This window comes from Paenibacillus sp. FSL R7-0313, assembly GCF_037969885.1.
Taxonomy (GTDB): domain Bacteria; phylum Bacillota; class Bacilli; order Paenibacillales; family Paenibacillaceae; genus Paenibacillus.
Map to the genome: position 1 here is coordinate 1,354,647 of NZ_CP150219.1, position 24,130 is coordinate 1,378,776.

General features: G+C 46.1%; 19 protein-coding genes. 14 read left to right on the top strand and 5 right to left on the bottom strand.

The annotated features are described in order from the left end of the window. Positions 1-89 precede the first annotated feature (89 nt). Positions 90-668: a hypothetical protein gene (locus NSQ38_RS05990; RefSeq protein WP_338589406.1), complete on the top strand. Its 579-nt coding sequence runs from the start codon at positions 90-92 to the stop codon at positions 666-668. 352 nt (positions 669-1,020) lie between these two features. Here the strand turns inward: NSQ38_RS05990 and NSQ38_RS05995 are convergent, their stop codons facing one another. Next, entirely contained in the window at positions 1,021-1,938 is a 918-nt protein-coding gene (locus NSQ38_RS05995) for a phosphatidate cytidylyltransferase (RefSeq protein ID WP_076213755.1), read from the bottom strand. A gap of 96 nt (positions 1,939-2,034) precedes the next feature. Between NSQ38_RS05995 and NSQ38_RS06000 the strand changes: the two genes are divergently transcribed. After that, positions 2,035-2,589: a hypothetical protein gene (locus NSQ38_RS06000; RefSeq protein ID WP_339787750.1), complete on the top strand. Its 555-nt coding sequence runs from the start codon at positions 2,035-2,037 to the stop codon at positions 2,587-2,589. Positions 2,590-2,679: 90 nt separating this feature from the next. On the opposite strand, the gene NSQ38_RS06005 is transcribed toward NSQ38_RS06000, so the two are convergent. Next, positions 2,680-3,141, bottom strand: coding sequence for a VOC family protein (locus NSQ38_RS06005; protein ID WP_339787753.1), 462 nt, complete (start codon positions 3,139-3,141; stop codon positions 2,680-2,682). A 161-nt stretch (positions 3,142-3,302) separates the two neighbouring features. Here NSQ38_RS06005 and NSQ38_RS06010 point away from each other — a divergent pair, with 161 nt between their 5' ends. The 3 genes from NSQ38_RS06010 to NSQ38_RS06020 all read left to right on the top strand — a co-directional run bounded on the left by NSQ38_RS06010 (position 3,303) and on the right by NSQ38_RS06020 (position 6,734). Beyond that, a complete protein-coding gene (locus NSQ38_RS06010; RefSeq protein ID WP_036611653.1) occupies positions 3,303-3,737 on the top strand; it encodes an Lrp/AsnC family transcriptional regulator in 435 nt (144 codons plus the stop codon). A 521-nt stretch (positions 3,738-4,258) separates the two neighbouring features. Next, positions 4,259-5,554 carry an SLC13 family permease gene (locus NSQ38_RS06015; protein WP_339787756.1) on the top strand — a complete coding sequence of 432 codons (1,296 nt, stop codon included), beginning with the start codon at positions 4,259-4,261 and terminating at the stop codon, positions 5,552-5,554. A gap of 22 nt (positions 5,555-5,576) precedes the next feature. Next, the gene (locus tag NSQ38_RS06020) at positions 5,577-6,734 is read left to right on the top strand and encodes a glycerate kinase (RefSeq protein WP_339787758.1); all 1,158 of its coding nucleotides are present in this window, start codon (positions 5,577-5,579) and stop codon (positions 6,732-6,734) included. A gap of 133 nt (positions 6,735-6,867) precedes the next feature. Here NSQ38_RS06020 and NSQ38_RS06025 read toward each other — a convergent pair whose 3' ends face one another. Both NSQ38_RS06025 and NSQ38_RS06030 read right to left on the bottom strand, forming a co-directional pair. After that, positions 6,868-7,914 (bottom strand): sugar diacid recognition domain-containing protein, encoded by a 1,047-nt coding sequence (locus NSQ38_RS06025; protein ID WP_339787762.1) that lies wholly within the window; start codon positions 7,912-7,914, stop codon positions 6,868-6,870. A gap of 144 nt (positions 7,915-8,058) precedes the next feature. Then, the gene (locus tag NSQ38_RS06030) at positions 8,059-8,412 is read right to left on the bottom strand and encodes a helix-turn-helix domain-containing protein (protein WP_339787765.1); all 354 of its coding nucleotides are present in this window, start codon (positions 8,410-8,412) and stop codon (positions 8,059-8,061) included. A gap of 239 nt (positions 8,413-8,651) precedes the next feature. Between NSQ38_RS06030 and NSQ38_RS06035 the strand changes: the two genes are divergently transcribed. From NSQ38_RS06035 to NSQ38_RS06045, 3 genes are all read left to right on the top strand, one after another. Then, positions 8,652-9,395, top strand: coding sequence for an SDR family oxidoreductase (locus NSQ38_RS06035; RefSeq protein WP_339787768.1), 744 nt, complete (start codon positions 8,652-8,654; stop codon positions 9,393-9,395). 229 nt (positions 9,396-9,624) lie between these two features. Then, positions 9,625-13,662 (top strand): S-layer homology domain-containing protein, encoded by a 4,038-nt coding sequence (locus NSQ38_RS06040; RefSeq protein ID WP_339787771.1) that lies wholly within the window; start codon positions 9,625-9,627, stop codon positions 13,660-13,662. A gap of 376 nt (positions 13,663-14,038) precedes the next feature. Next, the gene (locus NSQ38_RS06045) at positions 14,039-17,374 is read left to right on the top strand and encodes an S-layer homology domain-containing protein (RefSeq protein ID WP_339787774.1); all 3,336 of its coding nucleotides are present in this window, start codon (positions 14,039-14,041) and stop codon (positions 17,372-17,374) included. Positions 17,375-17,617: 243 nt separating this feature from the next. Here NSQ38_RS06045 and NSQ38_RS06050 read toward each other — a convergent pair whose 3' ends face one another. Further along, complete coding sequence (locus NSQ38_RS06050; protein ID WP_339790406.1) at positions 17,618-18,136, bottom strand: transcriptional regulator; 519 nt, start codon at positions 18,134-18,136, stop codon at positions 17,618-17,620. 252 nt (positions 18,137-18,388) lie between these two features. On the opposite strand from NSQ38_RS06050, the gene NSQ38_RS06055 reads away from it, so the two are divergent. From NSQ38_RS06055 to NSQ38_RS06080, 6 genes are all read left to right on the top strand, one after another. Then, the gene (locus NSQ38_RS06055; protein ID WP_036671737.1) at positions 18,389-19,264 is read left to right on the top strand and encodes a sugar ABC transporter permease; all 876 of its coding nucleotides are present in this window, start codon (positions 18,389-18,391) and stop codon (positions 19,262-19,264) included. A 59-nt stretch (positions 19,265-19,323) separates the two neighbouring features. After that, the gene (locus tag NSQ38_RS06060) at positions 19,324-20,169 is read left to right on the top strand and encodes a carbohydrate ABC transporter permease (protein ID WP_339787777.1); all 846 of its coding nucleotides are present in this window, start codon (positions 19,324-19,326) and stop codon (positions 20,167-20,169) included. 37 nt (positions 20,170-20,206) lie between these two features. Further along, the gene (locus NSQ38_RS06065; protein WP_339787779.1) at positions 20,207-21,580 is read left to right on the top strand and encodes an ABC transporter substrate-binding protein; all 1,374 of its coding nucleotides are present in this window, start codon (positions 20,207-20,209) and stop codon (positions 21,578-21,580) included. Between the two features lie 160 nt (positions 21,581-21,740). Beyond that, the gene (locus NSQ38_RS06070; protein ID WP_338589383.1) at positions 21,741-22,511 is read left to right on the top strand and encodes an HAD family hydrolase; all 771 of its coding nucleotides are present in this window, start codon (positions 21,741-21,743) and stop codon (positions 22,509-22,511) included. Continuing rightward, positions 22,508-22,846, top strand: coding sequence for a multidrug efflux SMR transporter (locus NSQ38_RS06075; RefSeq protein ID WP_051447260.1), 339 nt, complete (start codon positions 22,508-22,510; stop codon positions 22,844-22,846). The genes NSQ38_RS06070 and NSQ38_RS06075 overlap by 4 nt, the downstream gene beginning before the upstream one ends. Further along, positions 22,846-23,940 (top strand): metallophosphoesterase family protein, encoded by a 1,095-nt coding sequence (locus NSQ38_RS06080; RefSeq protein WP_339787781.1) that lies wholly within the window; start codon positions 22,846-22,848, stop codon positions 23,938-23,940. Before NSQ38_RS06075 ends, NSQ38_RS06080 begins: the two co-directional genes overlap by 1 nt. Positions 23,941-24,130: the final 190 nt, after the last annotated feature.

The window sequence follows — 24,130 nt, forward strand, 5'->3', positions numbered from 1 at the left end:
AGGTTTTTTCTGTCCTCTCCGTTATCGTGTAAATGATTAGTTCAACTTATATAGATATATGTGCTGTAAATGGATGAAGGGAGAATTAGATGATGAAAATAAATATAAAGAAATCTGCACTTTGCATGTCTGTGCTCTGTATTTCGCTATTAGTTAGTGCCTGTGGCGCCAAGAATAATAATGAATCGGTTCAGGAGCACGCCTATCCGCAATCGAAGCAACCCGTAGAGGAAGCTGGAGAAAACTCTGTTCCGAATGCGGATGCGAAGAATAACAATGACAAAGGCAGTGCCAGTGGTGATGAGGGCAAGCCTACGGCTCAATCGGAATCCACTGAACCGTCTGAGCAGATTGATATCGTCATTGACCAGTCGGAGAAACCGAGCGAGGGTAACAGCTTTGATTTTGGAATTAAACAGGTTCCGAAGGGGTATACACTAACGGAGATGCGATGGACGTCTAACACGGTGACGATTGTGAATTCGCTACAGGAAGCCATTGAACATGGTGGAAATGGAGAAGATGGCTTTTACTTTAGCGGCAATGGACAGTTCTCAGGCTTTATCTATTCGGATGAGATGAAGGGCGAGCGGGGCAAAGCGACATTTGTCTTCACCAATGATGAGGGGAACGAAATCATGTCCGAGAAAGAAATTACGTTGAAGTAGCAGGCATATCATGAAGGCTCCGTCAGGAGTCTGTTGAACAGAAAAAGCAGCCACTGGGGCTGCTTTTTTTGACATACATAATTACAAGCTCGCCGATCTATCTGTTGCTACATCTATATAGATTGAACTGAAGATTTACACGAGAACGTAGAGGACAGAAATAACCAGAAGAAGCGGAGCTAAAAGCTTTCTAAAGGAAAGCTGCTTCGGAAGCATAAACTTCGCCTTTATACCCTGATTTTCACCTTTATAAAATTAATTAAAAAATCGGGGGATAACAGCGATCTGAAGGTTGTTCTGTCATCGGAGTGGCAAGTGTAAAAATTACTGTTTAGTTCAATTTATATAGTTGCTACATAAAGTCAAAGAAATAGCGGACTACGTGGAACATAACCGGCGAGGTATAGGTCAGGCTGTCGACCCGGCTCAGGTAGCTTTTTTTGAGTGAATCGAACTTGTTGTCATCTCCAATTAACAGATCGCGCTTCAGTACAGACACCGTCAGACTGCCGAAGAATCCGGCCAAACTGATCAACACCCCGATGAACAGCGAGAATTTCCAATCAAATGGCGTCAGGTAGGGATGGATGAAATAAGACGTAGCTGTCGTTACAATAAACGCACACGCAAACCCTTCCCAGGTGACAAATGGATTGGCGGTAGGCACCACTTTTCGTTTGCCCAGATAGAGAGAGACCAGATAATGCACCACATCGTTCAGTTGTGTTAACACGACCAGGAACAACACGAGCTTGGACCCATACTCCGGTGTGGCGAACGGGAAATAGGCCAGGTGGCTCAGCCCAAAGACCATCAGCATCAGTCCCCATTGTGTAGAGCTGACACTGCGCAGGAACCCGACCGTACCTTTGTTAATCAGGCGAGGCAAGGGAAGCACCAGGAACACATATAGTGGAATAAACACGATAAACATGCCATACCATCCAATGTAGATCCAGTAGAACTGAACCGGAATCGCCAGATACGCCCATAGGAACAGCCTGCGGTCGGCTTTGCGTGTACTGCGAATCATGGAGAAGTATTCTTTGAGTGAGAAGAATGCAAGCACCATAAGGGAGATGAGGGACACGATGGGGTTAAAAAGGGTGGCGAGGCAGAAGATCACAAACATACCCCACCAGGTTTTGATTTTTTGGCCGATGCCTGAATAGTCTTTGCTTGGCTGAAGCTTTGCAATAATTTTGTACACGATATGTATCACAAGTAAAGCTGTGAAGATTAACGTTAGTGTAAAGAGTGAACTGCTCACGTACCGATCACCTGCTTATTCAAAGTAAGATTCCATTATAGGGTACCTATGTTATTATGAAGGAATAGTGCCAACTTGATAAGGGGAAATTTTGCTATGACAGATGAACGCTCCATCTATATCTTGCTTACGAATACAGGAACGTTGTTTACCAAGGTTATTCAGAGCTATACCCGAGCGCCATATAATCACGCATCGATCTCATTTGACCGGGAGTTAACCGAGCTGTACAGCTTCGGCCGCAAGCATCCGAGCAATCCACTGAATGGCGGGTTTGTGAAGGAAGATATTCAGACAGGTACATACAGCAAGTATCCTAATACGACATGTGTCATATACGAGCTTCAGGTGACGGATCGTGAAGTGGAAAAGATGAAACGTGTGCTGCACATCTTCATCCGCAGCCGTCAGAAATATATGTACAATCTGCTCGGCGTGCTTGGCATTACGCTCAAGGAACCGGTGGAGTTCAGCAACTCCTACTTCTGCTCCCAATTTGTAGCCGAGATTCTGCAGCGTTCAGGCATCAAGTTGTGGAACAAGCTGCCTGCGCTGGTGACACCGGATGATTTTCGCCAGAGTGAACGATTGCAATTGGTCTATGAAGGGAAGCTAAGCGAGTATACGCTGGGGAATGCAGAGCAAGAGTAGGGTAGGTGCGTGTGCTGATGCTTGCCAAGGAATCGAACCATGAAATAGCCTGCTGCCACGAATGACGAGGCAACAGGCTGTTTGTGTACTTCATATGGATGATGGTAAGGATCGGTCGAAATTAACCTCTTCGAGGAATTCGATCACTTCACCATTCGGACTGTGGACGAGCGCATTTCTAACCCGAAGTGCAGGTTCGCCAAGCGATATCCAATCCGGTTCAACATAGTCTTTGGCTCCGTGGGCGAGCGCTTGCTGATAGATGTCTTCTACATCACGCACGTAAAAGGCGAAATGTAATAGTGCGCCGTGCCGGACCGCTTCAGGCGAGGTGGCAGGTTCACCCTCGGCGGGAATGACGGCTTTTGGGTCAAATACCTCAATGCAGGTGCGCTGATCCGGAGAGATCAGCATACATGCCTCGGTAATGTGGAAGGAAGGCAAACTCCAGGAGTGACCAACCTTGAATCCCAATGCTTTTGTATAAAACGCCAGAGTATCTTCGTAATTACGAGCCTGAATGGCTACATGTGCAAGTCCAATAACACTCACAGTTCATCGCTCCTTTTTCAGATTGTATTCTAAATTATAGGGTTGATATCACATTGGAACCATGCAATATCAAAGGATATAATGAGATAAAATCTAACTATTTTTAGCTAATTTATTAGAAAAACCTTATTAAATTAGGCGACGACTCGGAGGTCTTACAAATGGAACATATAATAGATGAGATCGATCAGCAGATTATGCGTTTGCTGCAACATCATGCACGTATCCCCGTTGCACAGATAAGCAAAGAAATTAACATGTCCCAACCTTCGGTTAAGGAAAGAATCCTGAAACTGGAGGAAAGAGGTGTGATAACGGGATATTCAACCATCTATAATCTGGCCCGGTTAAACCGTGGAACCACAACGTTTATTTTGCTCAAAACAGAGCATTGCGACGAGTTGGTCCAGTTCTGTGAACAGGCCATCGAAGTCACGGACGTTTATCGGATTAGCGGCGAGTATAACTATCTGATCAAGGTACAGACGGCGTCCATTGAAGAACTTGCCGAATTTCAGGATTCACTGGTGAAGCTGGGACCATCTAAATCCCATATCAGCATGAAAAATATTATGGAAAACCGTGTTCTCCTCTAGGTTGTATCTTCAAGGTCAGGCAAGCTATACAAGTGTGGATGTTAGTGCCCCAAAAGTCTCGAACCCAAGCCGAGCTGATCCCGCGAATGAGTGAACGATTTTCTAAGGAACACAGGACGTCTTATTTGGCCTCTTGGCCCTCTTTTGAAAATGTAAGGAACATTAGACACGTTATTTCCCGCAATCCCTTGATAAAAACGCTGCAAACGGCTATTTATTCAGATATAACGTGTCTCAGGTTCCTTACATTTCTGAGGACGCTTCTAACCGCTCAATAAGACGTCTCAGATTCTTTAGCGCTCGGTTTCACCCTTTGCTCCAATAGTGAGTGAGAGGAAGGATTTGAATCCCGTTCGCTTGGGTTTCAGCTTTGAAAACGTACTCTAGGGTGATGATGAGGATAGTCTGTCCTTCGTGTTGTGCAAATGCACAATGAATTTCGTCCTTTCATCAATATTTATTCTCGCCTCCAGCAACTATAATGAAAGCGTGTTCAACAAGTGCATGGGGGGCAATTGACAATGGAACCATTAACAATTAGCTGGATTGGCGCGCTGGCAGGACTGGCTATTGCCATCATTTTAATTTTGAGGAAGCTGAATCCGGTCTATTCTTTATTTCTGGGTGCAATTGTAGGCGCTTTAATTGGCGGCGCTAACCTGGAAGAGACCGTAAATATACTGGTAGATGGCACACAAAGTGTCATGGGAACCGTACTCCGTGTACTGGCAGCCGGGGTGCTTGCGGGTGTGATGATGGAATCGGGAGCAGCAGAGACGATAGCGCAGGCAATTGTACGGAAATTTGGCGGCAGCAAAGCCATTCTCGCCTTGGCGCTGGCTACGATGATCATTACCGCAGTTGGTGTATTTATCCCCGTAGCCGTGTTGATCGTTGCACCGATTGCATTGTCTGTAGGTAATAAAATGGGTATATCCAAATTGGCATTGCTGCTGGCCTTATCGGGTGGAGGCAAAGCGGGGAACATTATCTCCCCGAATCCCAATACCATTGCAGCAGCGCGAGGATTCGATCTGGATCTGAGCAACGTTATGCTGGCAGGCGTAATTCCAGCCATCTGCGGTTTAATTGTAACTGTTATTGTAGCTTCAATGCTTAAGAACAAAGGGGTTATGGTTTCTGATCAGGAAGCCGAACAGGGCGATGTAGATACATCGAAGTATCCACCACTTGGCAAAGCCATTGTTGCCCCTTTGGTTGCGATCATCCTATTGATGATTAATCCCATCGGTTCTATTGCGGGCATTGAAGCATTGTCTACTTTTAAAGTGGATGCGATGTACATTCTGCCGATTGCAGGCATCATCGGTATGCTGGCGATGGGGCAAGGCAGAAATATTGTGAAGTATACAACCGCAGGATTAAACAAAATGACCGCAACTGTGCTCATTCTGGTAGGTGCAGGCGGAATAGCAGGGCTCATCTCTGCTTCAGATCTGTCAGGTCAGGTGGTGGGTCTGATTGAAGCCTCTGGAATATCCGGTACCTTCCTCGCACCAATCGCGGGTATTTTGATGGCGGCAGCGACGGCCTCGACGTCAACAGGTGTTATTCTAGCAACGGGCTCCTTCGGTGATGCCATCCTGAACATGGGTACGGCACCGCTTGCAGCGGCAGTTATGGTGCACACGGGTGCGACTGTTATTGATTCCCTGCCACAGGGCAATTACTTCCACGTGTCGGCTGATAGCATGAAGATGACGATTCGTCAGCGGATGGGCGTGATTCCATATGAGGCGATTGTGGGCGGCACGATGGCTATCGTAGCGACGTTACTGTACGGATTTATCCTTTAATCTAACGGATGGAGTGAGAGAGATGAGAGAAACTGGAGAGAAGAAATTTGTTCTGGCACCGGATTCGTTTAAAGAAAGCATGACAGCGAAAGAAGTATGTATCGCGATGGAAAAAGGTTTGCGTAAAGTATACCCGACGGCAGACTATATTCATGTACCCATGGCAGATGGTGGGGAAGGCACGGTACAGTCCCTTGTGGATGCTTCGGGCGGTTCCCTTCACCAGCAAGAGGTGAGCGGACCATTAGGTCAGACAGTGACTGCCCAGTATGGCATTCTGGGTGACGGAACAACGGCGGCCATCGAGATGGCATCGGCCAGTGGCATACATCTGGTAAGCAAGGCAGCTCGAGATCCGCTACGGACGACAACCTACGGAACAGGAGAGTTGATTCGAGCGTGTCTGGACCTTGGCATACGCAAAATCATCATCGGAATTGGTGGCAGTGCAACTAACGATGGTGGTGCCGGCATGGCTGAAGCGCTTGGCGCGAAATTTCTGGATGAACAGGGTCAGCCGCTTGCGCGGGGTGGCGGGGCTTTGGATCAACTGGCTCAGATTGATGTATCCGGTCTGGATGTGCGTTTGCAGGAAGTGGAGTTCATTGTCGCCTGTGATGTGACCAATCCGCTCTGTGGAGAGCATGGCGCATCAAGGGTGTTTGGGCCACAAAAAGGGGCTACCCCAGAGATGGTTGAGCAACTGGATGCGAACCTGTCCCATTATGCAGATGTCGTAAAGCAGCAGCTGCACAAAGACATCCGTGATATGCCAGGTGCCGGAGCGGCTGGCGGGCTGGGTGCGGGACTCTTGATTTTTACACAGGCAGTGTTGCGTAAAGGCATTGAAATTGTCATTGAATACACTGAGTTGCGTGAAAAATTAATTGCTGCGGATGTCGTATTTACGGGCGAAGGCGGTATCGACTTTCAAACGAAATTTGGCAAGACCCCCTATGGCGTTGCTCGGGCAGCCAAGGAAGCGGGTAAACCTGTAATTGCCATTGCAGGTTGTGTGGGCGAAGGAATCGACACCCTGTACGGGGAAGGCATTGATGCCATATTTGGTATTGTGCCCGGGGCAGCAGATCTGGAGCGGTTATTGCAAGAAGGCCCTGAGAATGTGGAGCGTACAACTGAGAATATTGCCAGGGTGCTGAAACTGGGTCTACTATCTTAGATCAGTGACGATCGGGATCGTACGGGGAGTTACGTGATCGTATTGGAATGCGATGTAAAAAAGACGGGATACGGATGCCTGAAATCAGGTGATCTGTGTCTCGTCTTTTGCTATTCTCGAAGCTGTTCTGACGCTATTGGTAGAACGCGAGTAGTCCATGTGTAAGTTCAATGAGTTCCAGCAAATTACGGGGATCTTTGCCCGTAAGGGTCTGTATGCGTTTGAGCCGATATTGAAGGGTATTGCGGTGAATATTGAGATGGTCTGCTGTCGTGGTCATACTGCCGTTATGTTGGATAAAACTGCGGAGTGTATCCAGCAGGTCAACTGTATCCTCAAGTTTGCTGATGATGTTGGCATGCGGTGTTAGATCAGCTGCACTGAATCGTACCAGAAAGGGCACATCCTCATACCGAATGATCGGTGAGTCCGGCTGAAGTGCCACCATAATGTTCATCACGGACCGGGCCTGTTCGTAACTGGTGGCGATATTCGCTTCTTTTTGGCTGACGGCGATGAATGCTGTGGGTGTGACCTGTCTCAAACGCTGGATCATCCGATCAACGTCTGCTTCATTCTGGATCAGAATAATCTGATCATCACCATCACCTTCAATAGAGAATGAAGGGACTTGGAGCAATATGCGGTTAACCTCCGTCTCAGCGGCCAAGGAGTTTTTGGGGAGACGGACATATAGAAGAATGGTTGGCAATTGCAGATCAATACGGTATTGCAGGGCTTCCTTTTTGACCTTTTGTGAGTATGAACCCGGCTGATTGAGCAGTCGTTCGATAAAGGCTTTTTTACGTGAAGCTTCATGAGCCATACTTTCTATTTGATTACGCTGTTCGATTAAGAGAGATACGGTAGTACGCACGATGTTGCAGAAAGGCCGAACTTCATCCGGATGACCGGATATGCCAATGACTCCGACATGCTGCTGATTGATTAGAATCGGTTCGTTGGTGCCCATCTTCTCAAGTATGCCATCCTGCCAAACCTCGATCATGCTTCCTGTTGTTAATGCGCGGACAGCGCCCTGATGAACTGTGCCCACACGTTCCTTCTGACCACTTCCAATAATAATGCCATGCTCATTCATGATGTTGATGTTGTATGGAATGTCTTGCATCATTTTATCTACGATATCCTGTGCCTGTTTTTCCGACAGCTGCAACAACGAAGCTCCTCCCCTTCCATCTCATCGTGCTAAATGTGCATCTTCTCTGATGATGATTCCGCCCGATACCATATTGTGCATCTGAACGAAATTATAGAGGAATGGTAAGGCTTACACAAGCACGACAGTTCGAATTGAAGGTGTTCATGTATCCGTGGTTGTGCTTTGTGTACTGTTGAGGTAGTTCAGATGTGCTTTGCCCCAACCACACATCCCGTCCAATAACGTACCGATCGTCTGGCCGTGTTCGGACAGACTGTATTCCACCTTCGGTGGAACATCCCCATAGAGCGTACGCACAATAATTCGATCCTGCTCCAGCTCGCGTAGTTGTTTCGTTAACGTGCCTTGGGCTACATCAGGAATCATGCGTCGTAGTTCACCAAATCGTTTCGTACCTTCCTTTAATAAAATAAACAAGATAAGGGGTTTCCACTTCCCATTAATGGTGTCCAGCGTTGTTAATACTCCCTGTAACCTGGGTTCTTGTAAATCCATAGTAATCACCTCGTTTTATACGACAATATGTATCTCCATCATATCGGATTTTCACGATCTCTGCTTGATTGACTCTGTGAAAAGAGGGGGGGACCGTCGTAATCCCGTCCCAATAGTACGAATATTCATACTAGGTACGATGTAAATGCGTACTATTCAACATCCTTCATTTCATGAATAATGAACACAACGTGAGAGCACAAGCACTTACATCACCGGAGATGAGAGGATGATCATAGATGAATCAGTATACATTGGCGAATAAACGGGTCGTTATTATCGGGGGAAGCTCGGGCATCGGACTGGCTACGGCAATTCAGGCAGCTGCCGCAGGTGCGCATGTGATAATTGCGGGAAGATCGGCGTCCAGACTGGAGGAAGCAAAGGAAGAGATTACGAAGGCTGTGGGCAAAGGGGTGGCTGGAGAAACGGTGGTGGAAGTTCATGTATTGGACAATCAGGATGAGCAACAGCTCGAAGCATTTTTTGCCCGAATCGGCAGGTTCGATCATCTCTTCACGCCAGGAGCAGCCTACACTAGAGGTCCACTGACTTCGGATCGGGAAACGGCAGAGAGTTGTTTTAAAGGAAAATTCTGGCCTCAATGCTTTGCGGCTAAATACGCTGCACCGTCTCTTTCGACTTCCGGCTCGATCACGTTAATGTCTGGTGGATTCAGCCAGCGACCACTGGATGGGGGTGCTTCCTACGCTGCATGTAACGGCGCAATTGAGAGTCTGGGTAAGGCACTTGCAGTGGAATTGGCACCGGTTCGTGTGAATGTTGTATCCCCTGGAACCATCTGGCGGGAGGGTCAAGAAGGGACGCCGCGTGGTGATCATTTTAAAGATTACGAGAAGCTGTCTCTGCTCAAGCGGGTTGGCTACAATGAAGAAATTGCACATACCGTTACGTATCTGATGACCAATACGTTTACGACCGGCAGCACATTGTATGTGGATGGCGGGTATACCTTGATTTAAGAGCTGGAGTTATATAGGTCCAAAAGAATACTTTTTTAAAAATAAAATGATGAAATATGACGAAAAAAGTTGAGATCTATCCTGTTTTTGTACTACAGGGTGGATCTTTTTACATTTACTTACTCTTTTTGTTTAGATTCTGTTTATTGCATTGCAATACAATAGGCCTTACGTATCAGAGGGATTGAATTTATATGTAAAAAATCATGAGACAGGGAGGATCAAGTACATGAATTACAGAAAGCTGATAAGCTGCCTTTTAATTGCGGTTTTGTTATTACAGGTGGTTAGCGTGGGTGGGGTTGCAAGTGCTGACCCGGTTACTCCGTTGGATCAACTTAATATGGAGAGAGACATGTATGTTGAGTCGGATGAGGGTACGACGATGAGCGATGTTCAAAATTTACTTGAACAACAAGATTTAATCACACTACCTGAAGATTATGAAGCATTGAACGATAATCAAAAATATGAAATTGCCAGAGGCATGGTCTTGTTGCTTCCGCTGGAGTTTCCATATGAGAACAACAATCAGGCCAATTACGTATTTAATTTGGTTTACCATCTTATCACACTTCCTAAGCAGACTGAGTCGAGCGTATTGCAGTACAACATCACTATGGTTTATAGCCTGCTGGCAGAATGGTCCACTTATTTCCCGAATGTTGGAAAATCTGATTGGACACAAGCTGGCAATGATTATATGAGTTTAATGGGTGCAGACTTATCAATGTTTACGAGTAATCTTATGTTCTTTAATATTATTTTCATGAATTCTAGCGATCCTACGCATTTTAATAGTCAGTTGGAATTTATGGTTACTAAGATATCCGAATCCGAATATAAAGAACTGAATGGAGCACTTGACCTTTCCAGCATGGAAGCATCATTGGATATTCTTTATGGTATGTATGACTTCATTCAAATGAATGTCATTTTTAATCCAAACCCTAACATCCAGCCTTTTGTTTTTGATATGGAGAAGATGTCGACCATCCAGAACGATACAACCAAAAAATCCGAACTGGCTCAATGGATGATTGATCATAAGCCGCAAAACGGTTATGAAACAGTATCCCAGGTTCAAACTGCGTTTGATGCTTTCTTCAATGGCGATACACCGCTTACCAAATATAACGAACTGAAGAAAGAAGCCGATCGGGGTAACAGCAATGATTTTATCCAAGATATGATTGCATTACTGCGCGATGAACAATTCATCACTGAGCCTGATTTCAAGATGCTTTCTGTCAAAGATCAGGAGGAAATCGCAATATACTTACTGGATATAGATCCACCAACAAATGCTGGATATGAGAAAAAAGAAGATGTTGAATTTTTGGTGCAAGTAGCCTTGAAGGCACTTGAAGTCACACGCGAAATTGATGGACCAAACGCAATAGCTGCACTTGATGAGTTTTATAACAAGCAAGCAGAGCGAGTAAATCATTTCAAAGAGCCCGATCCAGAAGGGGAATACTACCGACTTATTAATACTTACCTCACATCCTCCGAAATGGACAAATGGATGACTAAGTATCGATATGCAATTAGGCTAAAAGGGAAAGAGTCCATCTCCCGAGTTATCAAATTCACGGACACTGCTGTTGAAAGAACACCTTATCTTAACCAGGCATTAACGGAAGCAGAAGCGTTGGTGTCTTTGAAGCATCTTCGATCTATTCAGAAAGATGTTGAGGAATATAACTCCGTCTACACAGAAACTCCACTTGGAAGTTTCCCTTTGGATGTTAGCAAATTGGATAATCTCAATTTTGAAGAGCAAGAACAACTGGCAGACCATATGCTTAGCGAGAGACCACTTGGTGGATATGCAAGTTTTGAAGAAATTCAGACTGCATTTAATAAATTTTTCCCTGAAGACAACGGAACCGATCCACTGACTGCCTTAAATATTGCAAAAAGCAACTTTGATAGAGATGCTATGCGTGTCGCGATGGAAAACCCGGATCTGGGTATTACTCTGCCGGATGGCTACGGTGCTTTAACCCCGCAGGTTAGAAATTTCATTGCAGGATTCCTGATTCAATATGTAAGTAAAGAGTTCAAAAATAAAGAACAGGTTCAATACATGATTGAACTGGGTGTCCTCGCACAATCGGTTTGGGAGCAAAAGGAACTTGTTACTCTTAAAAACAAGCTGGATGCACTTGCGCAGAAGTTGGCTAATTTGCCGGCATCCTTTAATGATCAACAAAGCGAAGAATATCGGAGCATTGGTCAAGAGTATTTGAAACGTACCAACAAAGTAGACAAAAATGTTTTTGCTTATAGATACTTGTATTCAGTGGCCTTCGAGAGGTTAGAAGGGAATTTTCAAGGGCATATCGTGGAACCTATGGTTGTGCTAGGGCTCTTGACTGCGCCATACCTGTCTATTGATAAGGCTACCAAGGTTGATCGAATGGATCAATGGCTTGATTCAGCTATGAATGATCAAATTACGGGTGAAGCATTCTTCAATAAACACAAATTTGACCGTACAGGTGCTCTTGATTTATCCAAAAGAGCAGAGCTGAGTCCTGAAGACCAAAAGGAATTGGCAGAATGGTTGCTCACTGAACAAGACAGCTACGAAGATGTCGAAAATCTACAATATGTATTTAACCGATTTTTTACGGCTCCTAATGTGAAGGGGAATGACATCAATAACACCCTAACGGGTTTGGACAACACGATGGAGATTTCCTTCGACAATAAGTTGCACTGGATTGATGTTGCCTTCATTCAAAAAATGGACCTTAGCGGCAACAAAACGGTATGGGTTCGTTACAAAGCAATCAGCGATGAATTGCCAGGCCGCGCCGTGAAGTTTGTCTTTACACAGAATGGTGATAGCAGCACAGATAATGGCAATACTCCAATGCCTAACCCGGGTGGTAGCACAGGTGGAGGTTCGTCCACAACTACACCAGTAACCTCTACACCTGCTCCAACAACGAAACAAGAGCAGATCGTGGTTGACGTTAATGGAACAAACGGTACGAACTTGACCAAAACGCCAATCACACGTACAACCGAAACCAACGGCACGATTAAAGATTTGGTGAAAATGACCCAAGCGATTGCCAAGGAATCGGTGGAAAAAGCGAAGCAATTAAACATGAACACCGCACGTATTGTTATTCCAGATACCAAAGATGCCGTGTCCGAGACACGTATTGAACTGCCTAAGGCAGCGGTAAAAGAATTGAATGATGGTTCGCTGAAACTTGAAATCTCCACTGAAAATGTAGTGATTTCCGTTCCGACGAATTCCATCGCCGGATTCGATCAAGACTTGTACTTCCGCGTTGTACCTTTGAAAAAGGAATCCGAGCGTAAGGAAGTCGAAGAACGTGCGAAGAAAGAGCAGTTGATTCAACAGATTGCTCCGAATGCGAATGTACGCGTACTGGCTCGTCCAGTAGAGATCGAGACAAATATGCAGAGCCGCGAAGTGACGTTGACATTGCCACTGCGTGATAGTCTGCCCACCGATCCCGCTGCTCGTCAGCAAGCATTGGACAACCTGGCGATCTACATCGAACACAGTGACGGCACAAAAGAATTAATTCAAGGCAAACTTGTGCAACTCGCGGATAACAGCGAAGGCATCGAATTTACCGTAACCAAATTCAGTACGTTCACCCTCGTTGTTGTGGATGGACTGAAAGCTTCGCAAGGTACACACCAACCGTATATCCAAGGTTTTGGTGCAGATTTCCGTCCAGATGCATTCGTAACACGTGCACAGATGGCAGCTATGCTGGCTCGCAATCTTCCAACTGAAGCGGCAGCAGGTTCCACGAATAGCGTGAGTTACAAGGATGTATCTGCGACACATTGGGCAACAAATGAAATTCAAAAAGCTCAATCCGCTGGCATTATGAACGGCATGAGCAACACTCAATTTGCACCGGAAGGTTCGATTACCCGTGCACAGATGGCAACGATTGCTCATCGCTGGATGCAGCAACAAGCGAGTGCAACAACCGTAAATGGTCCAGCAGTTTCCTTCACAGACGTATCCGCAGACCAATGGGCAGCAGAAGCCATTGCATACGTGCAATCCGCTGGCCTGATGGTTGGTTACAACGATGGTGCATTCAAACCAGACAGCAAGCTGACACGTGCTGAAGCGGTGAAAGTGTTGAACGTGCTGTTCAACCGCACACCACTAACTGGCGAAGTTACGCCAACGTTCAGTGATGTACCAGCAACACACTGGGCATATGCAGATATCGAAGCTGCTGCGCAGAAATAATATCTATGCAAGGTTAAGAGGCTAAAAGCTCGTAGTTTTTAGTTCCGAGCAAGCTAATAGGTAGAACAAAGAAGGCCACCACAAAATAGGTGGTCTTCTTTTGTTCTACTGAAATTCAGAGAAGTATATGCTAATGTTGTTTGAATCTCGCGTTATGCATTTATAGGTCTAAAATAGTATATCTCAAAATAAAATGTTGAATAATGACGAAAAAAATGAAATTTCCCACAAATTTTATATCTATAAGTGGTACTAATACCTTTTATTTGCTCCATTGTTCAGAATCCGTTCAGAGTTATGTACTACAATATGCCTATGTTATCAATGATGAATATACACAATCTATTCATGTTCAACACATCTGAGGAGGATAAAAATGGGCAAGATCCGCAAATCATTTAGTTTGTTAATCGTTTCACTCATGTTGACGCAAGGAGCAGTAGCGAGTTATGTAAGTGCTGGACCAGATCCTAATAATACGAATTCATCCAGCAACACATCATCCAATTCCAATGATTCAAGCAACAATAGCAATACAAATAATAATAACTCATCAACTTCAACAACAGAGCAGACACCACTGGAACAGTTGAATGGGGCCATTTCTACTAGAAATCCAGAGGGGGTATTGTCTGTATTAAACGACACGGATTTGCTTACACGATCGGAGCAGTTTAGAGATCTTACAGGTCGCGACCAAATGACAGTCGTTGCTACATTGATTCAGGTGAATCCTCCATCCGAACAGTACAATGAGGTTCAGGTTCAATTCATTGTGGATGCCAGTATTAAGGCAATAGAGGCATATAGAGAAGTTGATGTACGGGACATGATGCCTAAGTTGGAATTGTTCTATAACCAAATTGTTCAAGGCAATGGTCTATTCTCACAAGAGTATTTTGAAAAATTTAAGCTTTCCGCCCAGGGTTACTTGATTGCTTCCGATATGGATCAGTATCTGATGGCTTATGCAGCTAAGCTAAGCACGGCACTTGCAGGCGATGAAGTTGGAGTGGGTTATCTTCTTACGGTTCCCGCAATGTTTCCTTCACTGAATAAGGCAGAGACTGCTAATGATATGGAGCAGATCCTTGATATGTTTTATTCTGTTCAGAAACAATCGCAGCAATACAATGCAAGTGAACCAACAATAGCAGTCGAGAAATTCCCCCTTCAACTGGAAAAATTAAGTGATTTGTTAAACGATTCAGAAGAAGAATCATTAGCACAGTGGATGTTGGATCAAAGACCGAATGGGGGATATGCGAGTTTTGTTGCAATCCAAGAAGCATTCGATCGCTTCTTTAATCCCAACATTCTTACGCCGCTTGCTGAGGTAAATGCAGCAAGATTGGGCAAAGATGCGGAGGCAATGCGTCAGGCGATAGAAAACCCTGCTTTGGGGATTCATTTGCCGGATGAATATGCAGCTTTGACCCCTGAGGTTAAAGAGTATGTTGCCGAATTCATGTTCAAAAATATTAAGAAGGATTATGAGGATGAGAAACAAGTTCAGTATATGATTGAACTGGCTATACAGATTCAGTCGATCTGGGAAGAGAAGGATTTAAGTTTTCTTCAGTTTAAGCTGGACGCTTTCGCCGTAAAACTGGTGGATGGACCACGTTACTTTGAAGACCAAGAGACAGGCCTACTCCGCTTTATCGGTCAACAACATTTGGAACGTAGTAAAGTAAATAAACCTGTATTTGCGCTAAAATATATGCATCTACTGGCAGCTGGAAAGAGCTCGGGTGAGTTTGCAGGAAACATCGCAACTCCTAATTATGTACTGGCTCTGTTAAATACGCCGTTCAAGCCTTTGGAAGATGCTAAAACGATAGAGCAGATGGACCAGTGGCTTAATGAGACCATGCTGGATCAATTCAATAGCAAAAATTTCTTGAGTCAATATGAGTATAACCTATTAGGTGCTCTTGATTTATCCAAAAGAGAAGAGCTTAGTTCAGAGGGGAAAAAGGAACTTGCAGAATGGTTGCTTAATGAAGAGGATCAATACGAGAATGTTCATCAACTTCAATACGTATTCAACCGATTCTTTACGGCTCCTAATGTGAAGGGTAACGATATTACCAACGCAATAACGGGCTTGGATGCCACGATGGAGATTTCCTTCAATGGTGGAGAGAACTGGCTAGATGTTGCACTCATTCAGCGTCTTGACTTTAGTGGAAATAAAACAGTTCTGGTTCGTCATAAAGCGATTAGTGATGAACTGCCAGGACGCGCAGTAAAGATTGTCTTTACACAGAACGGTGACAGCAACACTGATAACGGTAATGGCTCAACACCTAACCCGGGTGGAAACACAGGTGGTGGATCGTCCACGACTACACCAGTAACGTCTACACCTGCACCAGTAAACTCTACACCTGCACCAACAACGAAACAAGAGCAGATCGTGGTTGACGTTAATGGAACAAACGGCACCAACCTGACCAAAACACCGATTACCCGTACAACTGAAACCAGCGGCATGATTAAAGATCTGGTGAAGATGACCGAAGCGATTGCCAAGGAATCGGTGGAAAAAGCGAAACAATTGAACATGAACACCGCACGCATTGTCATTCCAGACACCAAAGATTCCGTGTCCGAGACACGTATTGAACTGCCTAAGGCAGCCGTAAAAGAATTAAATGATGGTTCGTTGAAACTCGAAATTTCCACTGAAAATGCAGTGATTTCCGTCCCGACGAATTCCATCGCCGGATTTGATCAAGACTTGTACTTCCGCGTTGTACCTTTGAAAAAGGAATCGGAGCGCAAAGAAGTTGAAGAGCGTGCAAAGAAAGAACAGTTGATCCAACAAGTTGCTCCGAATACGAATGTCCGCGTATTGGCTCGTCCGGTAGAGATCGACACGAATATGCAGAGCCGTGAAGTGACACTCACATTGCCACTGCGTGATAGTCTGCCAACCGATCCGGCTGCTCGTCAGCAGGCATTGGACAACTTGGCAATTTATATCGAACACAGTGACGGCACAAAAGAATTGATTCAAGGCAAATTGGTGAAACTCGCGGATAACAGCGAAGGCATCGAATTTACCGTAACCAAATTCAGTACGTTCACCCTCGTTGTTGTGGATGGACTGAAAGCTTCGCAAGGTACACACCAACCGTATATCCAAGGTTTTGGTGCAGATTTCCGTCCAGATGCATTCGTAACACGTGCACAGATGGCAGCCATGCTGGCTCGCAATCTTCCAACTGAAGCGGCAGCAGGCTCCACGACTAATGTGAGCTACAAGGATGTATCTGCAACACATTGGGCAACAAGTGAAATTCAAAAAGCGCAATCCGCTGGTATCATGAACGGGATGAGCAACACCCACTTTGCACCGGAAGGTTCGATCACCCGTGCACAGATGGCCACCATTGCGTATCGCTGGATGCAGCAACAAGCGAGCACAGCAACAAATACAGGTACAGCGGTTTCCTTCACAGATGTATCCGCAGACCTGTGGGCAGCAGATGCCATTGCATACGTGCAAACTGCCGGCCTGATGGTCGGCTACAACGATGGTACATTCAAACCGGACAGTAAGCTGACGCGTGCGGAAGCGGTGAAAGTGTTGAATGTATTGTTCAACCGCACACCGCTCACTGTTGCAGTTACGCCAACGTTTAGTGATGTACCAGCAACACACTGGGCATATGCAGATATCGAAGCTGCAGCGCAAAAGTAATATTTATAAAAGAAAAAAAGGGGTCATTAACGCAGTAGCATATGGAAAAGAGAACCCCTAATGACGGATAGGATATGACAATACAATAGATAGAATAAAAAAAGAGCTGTTCCAAAAAGCCATACATTGGCTAGGAACAGCTCCTTTTTGCGCTTTAGTGTGACTCAACAATGGTACGTCAGATCGTCTAGGTTCGTTAGCGCCCCTGGGTCACCTATTAGTTATTCTGTTTACGCAGTTGTACTACTCTTTCTTGGGTGCGTGTGCAGCATTCTCGTAAAATTTCCCGTCTCGCAATTGATCCACGAATCCTTGGAGCCAGACGTAATATTGCTCTGCGTGTTGGAGTTTGTGCAGATCACGCAGTGCATCATCTCGATCTTCAGAAGAGGTATGCTCCGAAAGAATCATTGCGGACAGGTCGGGAATGACCTCACGAATGCCTTCTAACATGACATCTACTTCCCGTTGGAGCTTGGCCCCGAAGAAATTCTGGAATGTACGATAGAAGTCGGTCTCTGCCAGATACTGATCCTGGCGGTCCTTCTTCTCCTCCAGTTTATAGATCATCTGTGATTCTGTAAGCGAACGAACCGCATAGCTCATGTTGCTCTTGCTCATATTCATCGAGTTTTTCATCTCTTCAAGTGTCATCGGACGATCCTCAAAATACATGATGCCATATAATTTGCCAAATGTATGATTCACCCCATACAGATCCATCGTATTGGCGATGGCCTCAATGACTCTCTCCCTTAGCATATGCCGATCAGGTAACGAAGAATGATTCGGGTTCCCGGCGGTTTCTTTTCCCACAATGTCACCTCTGGTTTATGATAGCGTTCCCACTAGCTGCCTCATATTTTACATGACTTGCTCCAATTTTAACATAAGCCGGAATTAGAATTTTCAATACGAGTGTACAATCAATTTTGTACATAAGAAATATAAAGTCGATTATACTCAAAAATTCCCAATAATTAAAGAAAAATTGGACAGTAAGGAGTGGGGGATTTGCGTTTAAAACTATGGAGGGAGTCTGAGGCGGTCCTATTCACGCTGCCAGCTCTAATCCCATTGCTGATCTTCTGGCTGGGACCTCTGGGATATATCGTTTATCTCAGTTTCACCGACTGGGACTTCATGAGCCCGGACAAGTTGTTCGTTGGGTTGGACAATTACAGTTATCTGCTGACAAACTCTGAATTCTATCGATCACTGAAAGTCACCTTGTTATTCGGACTTGGAAGTGTAATCCCAACCATTGTGGGCGGATTGGCGCTTGCGATGCTCATGAATAGCAAAATCAAATCATCCGGCATCTTCCGGACATTACTCTTCTCACCTTGGGTCACCCCGACAGTTGCGGTGTCCATCGCGTGGTCCTGGATCTTCGAGCCCGAAGTGGGACTCGCTAATCTGATGCTGGGCTGGGTAGGCGTATCTCCGATCGGCTGGTTGCGTGACGCGGACTGGGCATTGGTTGCTGTTCTGATCGTCACGCTCTGGAAGTCGATTGGGTGGGCAATGGTATTTTATCTCGTTGCGCTACGAAATCTGCCTTCCGATCTGCTCGAAGCAGCTTCAATCGATGGAGCCAACGGTTGGGACAAGTTCAGAAGTATCACATTGCCGCTGATCTCACCAACGACATTTTTTCTCTCGATTATTCTTACTATCCAGTCCTTGCAAGCCTATGACCAGATCAATGTCATGACGCAGGGTGGACCGGCGGGATCAACGAGAACGTTGCTGTACATGTATTACCAGTCTGCATTCGAATCCTTTAACGTAGGCGAAGCTTCGTCCATCGCCGTTGTGATTATTCTGATCTGCGTGTTGCTGTCGGGAGTATCCTTCCTGCTTGGCAGACGTCTGGTGCACTACTAATGACAATGACATTGCCCAACAAAAAGTCTAAACGGATGAAGCGCAAGGAGTTGCAGAACGTGTCACAACCGAATTTTAAAATAAGTAAATTGATCCGCTACCTCCTGTTAGCCATTATCGCGCTGGGTACAGCCTTTCCCTTCTATTGGATGGTCATTAGCGGGTTCAAAACCAATGATGAGATCTGGCAGTTCCCGCCGACCTTCTGGCCGGAGACGTTCCTGTGGAGCAACTATGTGGATGCCTGGAATGCGGCACCATTTGCCCGTTACATCTTGAACAGTACCGGGGTGGCCTTAGCCATCTGTTTATTTCAGGTCGTCAACTCCAGTATGATGGCATACGCCCTGACACATATGAAGTTCCGTCTCAAAGGTGTGCTGACCTCCCTGATTCTGGTGGGTTATATGATACCGAGTACAGCCGTATATCTGCCTAGTTACCTGGTGCTTAGCGAACTTAATTTGCTAGATTCCTACACAGGCTTGATTGTATCCAACTGTGTCAGCGTGTTCTCGATCTTCCTGATCCGGCAGGCGTTCATGCAGGTATCGCATGAATTGGTGGAAGCCGGACAGCTGGACGGTGCATCCCACTTCCGGATTCTCTGGACGATTATCACGCCGCTTGTTCGCTCAAGCTTCGCCGTGATGGTTCTGATTACGTTTATTGAACAGTACAACAACTATTTCTGGCCTATGCTCATCACCAAAGATCCTGATCTGCAACTGGTATCGGCTGGTCTGCGCAGCTTCTTTGTAGAAGGCGGGGCATATGGACTGGCTTGGCCACAGATTATGGCTGCGAGTGCCTTCACCATCGCACCACTACTTATTCTCTTCCTGTTCACCCAGAAGACCATCATGCAGAGCGTGAACATCACGGCTGGTGTGAACAAGAACTGATATGCACTACCATTCACCTAAAACGGGAGGAACAACAATGAATTGGAGTCAGACAAGCATGACATGGAAGAAGAGATTGAGGTTGAACTGGAAGGGTGGCATGTCGCTGGTACTCGCGACCAGCTTTGCTCTATTGACCGCTTGTGGAACACAAGCACCCGCAGAATCAGGCACGACAGCTGCTGCCAGTGGAACCGAAGTTCAGGCAAAAGATCCGGTGGAGATTGAGTTCTGGTATGGTCTGGGTGGTAATCTGGGCGATAACATGAAAAAGACGATTGACGCGTTCAACGCCTCCCAGAACGAAGTCGTTGTGAAGGGGATTGTACAAGCAGATTACACGGAAACGGAACAGAAGCTGCAAGCAGCAATTGCTTCCAAGAAGGTTCCAGCCGCTGTACTCAGCTCCAATATAGACTGGGCACGTAAAGGATATTATGCACCTATGGATGAGATGATTGCCGCTGATCCGAATTTTAAGAAAGACGATTTCATTCAGACATTCCTGAACCAGGGACAGGTGGATGGAAAGCAATACTTTTTGCCAATGTACGGTACAACCCAGATCATGTATTACCGCATGGATACGTTCAAAGAGAACGGAATCGACCCAGCCAGTCTGACGACATGGGAGAAGCTGGCTGAGGCAGCGGCGAAGATGAGCAAACAAGAGAATGGCAAGACTACCTTCTACGGTTGGGAACCGATGTGGGGTAGAGACAATATGATTGATGCCGTGCTGGGTAAGGGCGGACAGATTCTTAGCGACGATGGCAAAACCGTTATGATCGACTCTCCGGAATGGATCGAGACATGGGATTTGTTCCGTAAATGGATTAACGAAGACAAGATTATGGGCATTCATTACGGAGGTCAGGGCTGGGAGTACTGGTACAAAACGATTGATGATGTGATGAAAAATAAAGCAGCAGGTTACACCGGATCTAGTGGTGACCAAGGTGACTTGGACTTTAGCGTAGTCGCTGCAATGCAACAACCAGGCTGGGAAGGTATTGGTGAAGGAAAACCGGTAGCGAGTGCCATATCGGCAGGTATTCCGTCAGCGGCAAGTCCAGAGCAACAGCAGGCAGCATACAAATGGCTTACGTATTTCTCTGAAACTTCGAACACAGCTTCATGGTCCATGAACACCGGATATATTGCAGTACGTCAGTCGGCTCAACAAGATCCAGAGTTCATGAAGTTCAGTGAGGAAAATCCACAGATCACGGTACCATTGCAACAAGCAGCTCACGCCTCGGCTCCATTCCAGGATCCAACGGGTGGCAAGATCAATGATGCATTGAAAGATGCAGCTGATCAGGTGCAGATCAATAATATGCCAGCGGAACAAGCGCTGAAGGAAGCAAAAGAGAAAGCGCAGAAGGAACTGGATCGGGTAACGAAGTAACGATATCGACAAGAACTGTTTCCAAGAGACTCGGTCGTGAGCCTGACCAGATTGTAAAAATAACGTATCACTAATCACTATAAGTAACTCACGCGGAAAGGGCGGTACATGCTGTACCGTCCTTTCCGTTCATAAAGATTGCAGACAAGGAGTTTGACCAATGCAAGATGAAACGTATGTAGACGGATTACCAAATCCGATTGAAGCCGTTTTGTTCGACAAGGACGGCACATTACTTGATTTTACGGGCATGTGGGGGTTCTGGACCGATTGTGTGTTGAACGATTTCAGAGACCAGTTGGCGACCAGGGGACTTCGTATCAATACAGATGAACTTCCACAGATCTGGGGTACATTCCACGATGACCAAGGCCGAATGAATGGGTATGACGTGCGGGGGCCACTTGCGATGGGAACTATGGATGAAGTGTATGCCGTGCTGACGTGGCATGGATATCGTGCGGGTCTCAGCTGGGCGGAAGCCAAGATCATGGTTCGGGAGTGTTTGGCGCGAGCGGAGGAAGAGATGGAACAGCATCGTCCGGCACGTCCGTTACCGGGAGTTCAAAGATTCCTTGAACAGTGCCGTAGCGAAGGCGTGGTTATGGGTGTTGTGACGGCAGATGATACACCAAGTGCAATTAAACATTTACAGTGGATGGGACTGGATTCCTTTTTTGACGTGGTGATTGGTACAGATCTGGTGGAACGGGGGAAACCTTTTCCCGATATGCTACTGCTTGCCTGTGAACGGTTGGGAGTATCTGTACAGCATACTGTGGTTATTGGAGATACGGACGGAGACATGGAGATGGCACGAACCGCTGGTGCGGGGTACAGGATTGGCATTGGAGAACCGGGAAAAATCCGCTTGGCGGACAGAACGATTCAATCCTTCCATGAATTGCTGAATGGTGGGCTGAATCGATGACGAACAGTCACGCCTACTTGGGCTGGGTACTGTTGGCATTGGCCATCGGGCTGGAGTTGAGCGCTACCATTTTGCTAAAAGTATCGGATGGGTTCTCACGGTTATGGCCTTCGGTGTTGATGTTTGTCTGTTATGGCGCAAGTTTTACCTTTCTTAATTTTGCAGTGAAGTATATGCCGCTGGCTGTGGCCTATGCGATCTGGTCTGGGGTGGGCATTACGCTCATTGGCGTTGTGGGCCATTATTATTTCGGTGAACGTCTGCGGCTCACGTCGATGGTCTGGATCGGTTTTATTCTGATTGGCATTATTGGACTGAAATGGAGTGATTCTTGATGAAAAATGAACATACACCGGAGCAACCTCTTGCTACCTTCCAAGTCATTACAGATACGCATGTACGGGACGAGGCAGACCACATTCATAACCGACATTTGGAGTTGGCATTAGCCGACATAGCTACATTCAGTCAGGGAAGCAGCGGGATTATGCATGTGGGCGATGTGACGGATCGGGGTCTGTCGAGCGAATATCGTGAGTTGCAGCGGATATGGAAGCAGCATGCGGAGAGTTTGCCGGACATCCGGTACACGGTAGGTAACCATGATATTGGAGCCGTGGTATGGCAAGATCCGCCGATCGTTTTGCTTGAGATGAAAGAAGATGAAGTAACCGAGTTGTTGGAGCAGGAAGCAGATATGGAACTGGTCACAAAACAAACCGCTGCTGAATCAGCTGCACTAATTGAGCAACTATCCGGCGGAACCTATACGTTGTCTGCTGTAACTTCGGAGCAGGAGGGCCAAGACGGGGGACCGATCTCTTCAGGAGTAGACCCCATTACAGTCGCAGGGTTATGGCAGCGTCGATTAAGTGATTTTGAAGGGACAACAGGCATGAAGGGCGCATACCACGACCATTGGATTGATGGGTATCATTATATTTTCCTGGGCACCGAGCAACCTCACCCGAAGGATTGTGATATGTCGGCTGAACAATTGGAGTGGCTGGATGCCAAATTGTCTGAGCGTGCAACACTAGATCATCCCATCTTCCTGTTCTTACACCAGCCGCTTATGGATACGGTAGCTGGATCGCTGAAGGAACAGGGATGGTATGGTGTGAATCAGGATGCTGAACTCAAAGCGGTTCTTGCTAAATACCCGCAAGCAATTCTCTTCTCTGGCCATACCCATTGGCAATTGGAGGCACAGCATACGATGTACGATGGCGCAGGCAAGATGCCAACGATGTTCAATGCTTCGTCTGTAGGTTATCTCTGGACAGATCAGGATGAGCATCTGGAGGGCAGTGAAGGACTTCATGTGGAGGTTTATAAGGGTCGAGTTGTTGTGAAGGGACGTAACTTTGTCGCGGGCGAATGGATCAAGGGTGTTGAGTTTACGGTGCGATATCCTGTAGAAGGGTAGATATTTGGATAGTCAACGGGAAAAGGTCATGCTAAGGGTCAATGTCATTAAGATAAGTTAGACTTGATGATATTGCTCAATGGGTGGCCTTTTTGGTGTCCATCTTAAAGATATGTATCAGAACCTCCACCCCATAAAGTTCCACGTGAAACGTAGCAGGGGAGGCTAGGGTTGGGTAAAGTTGTAAATG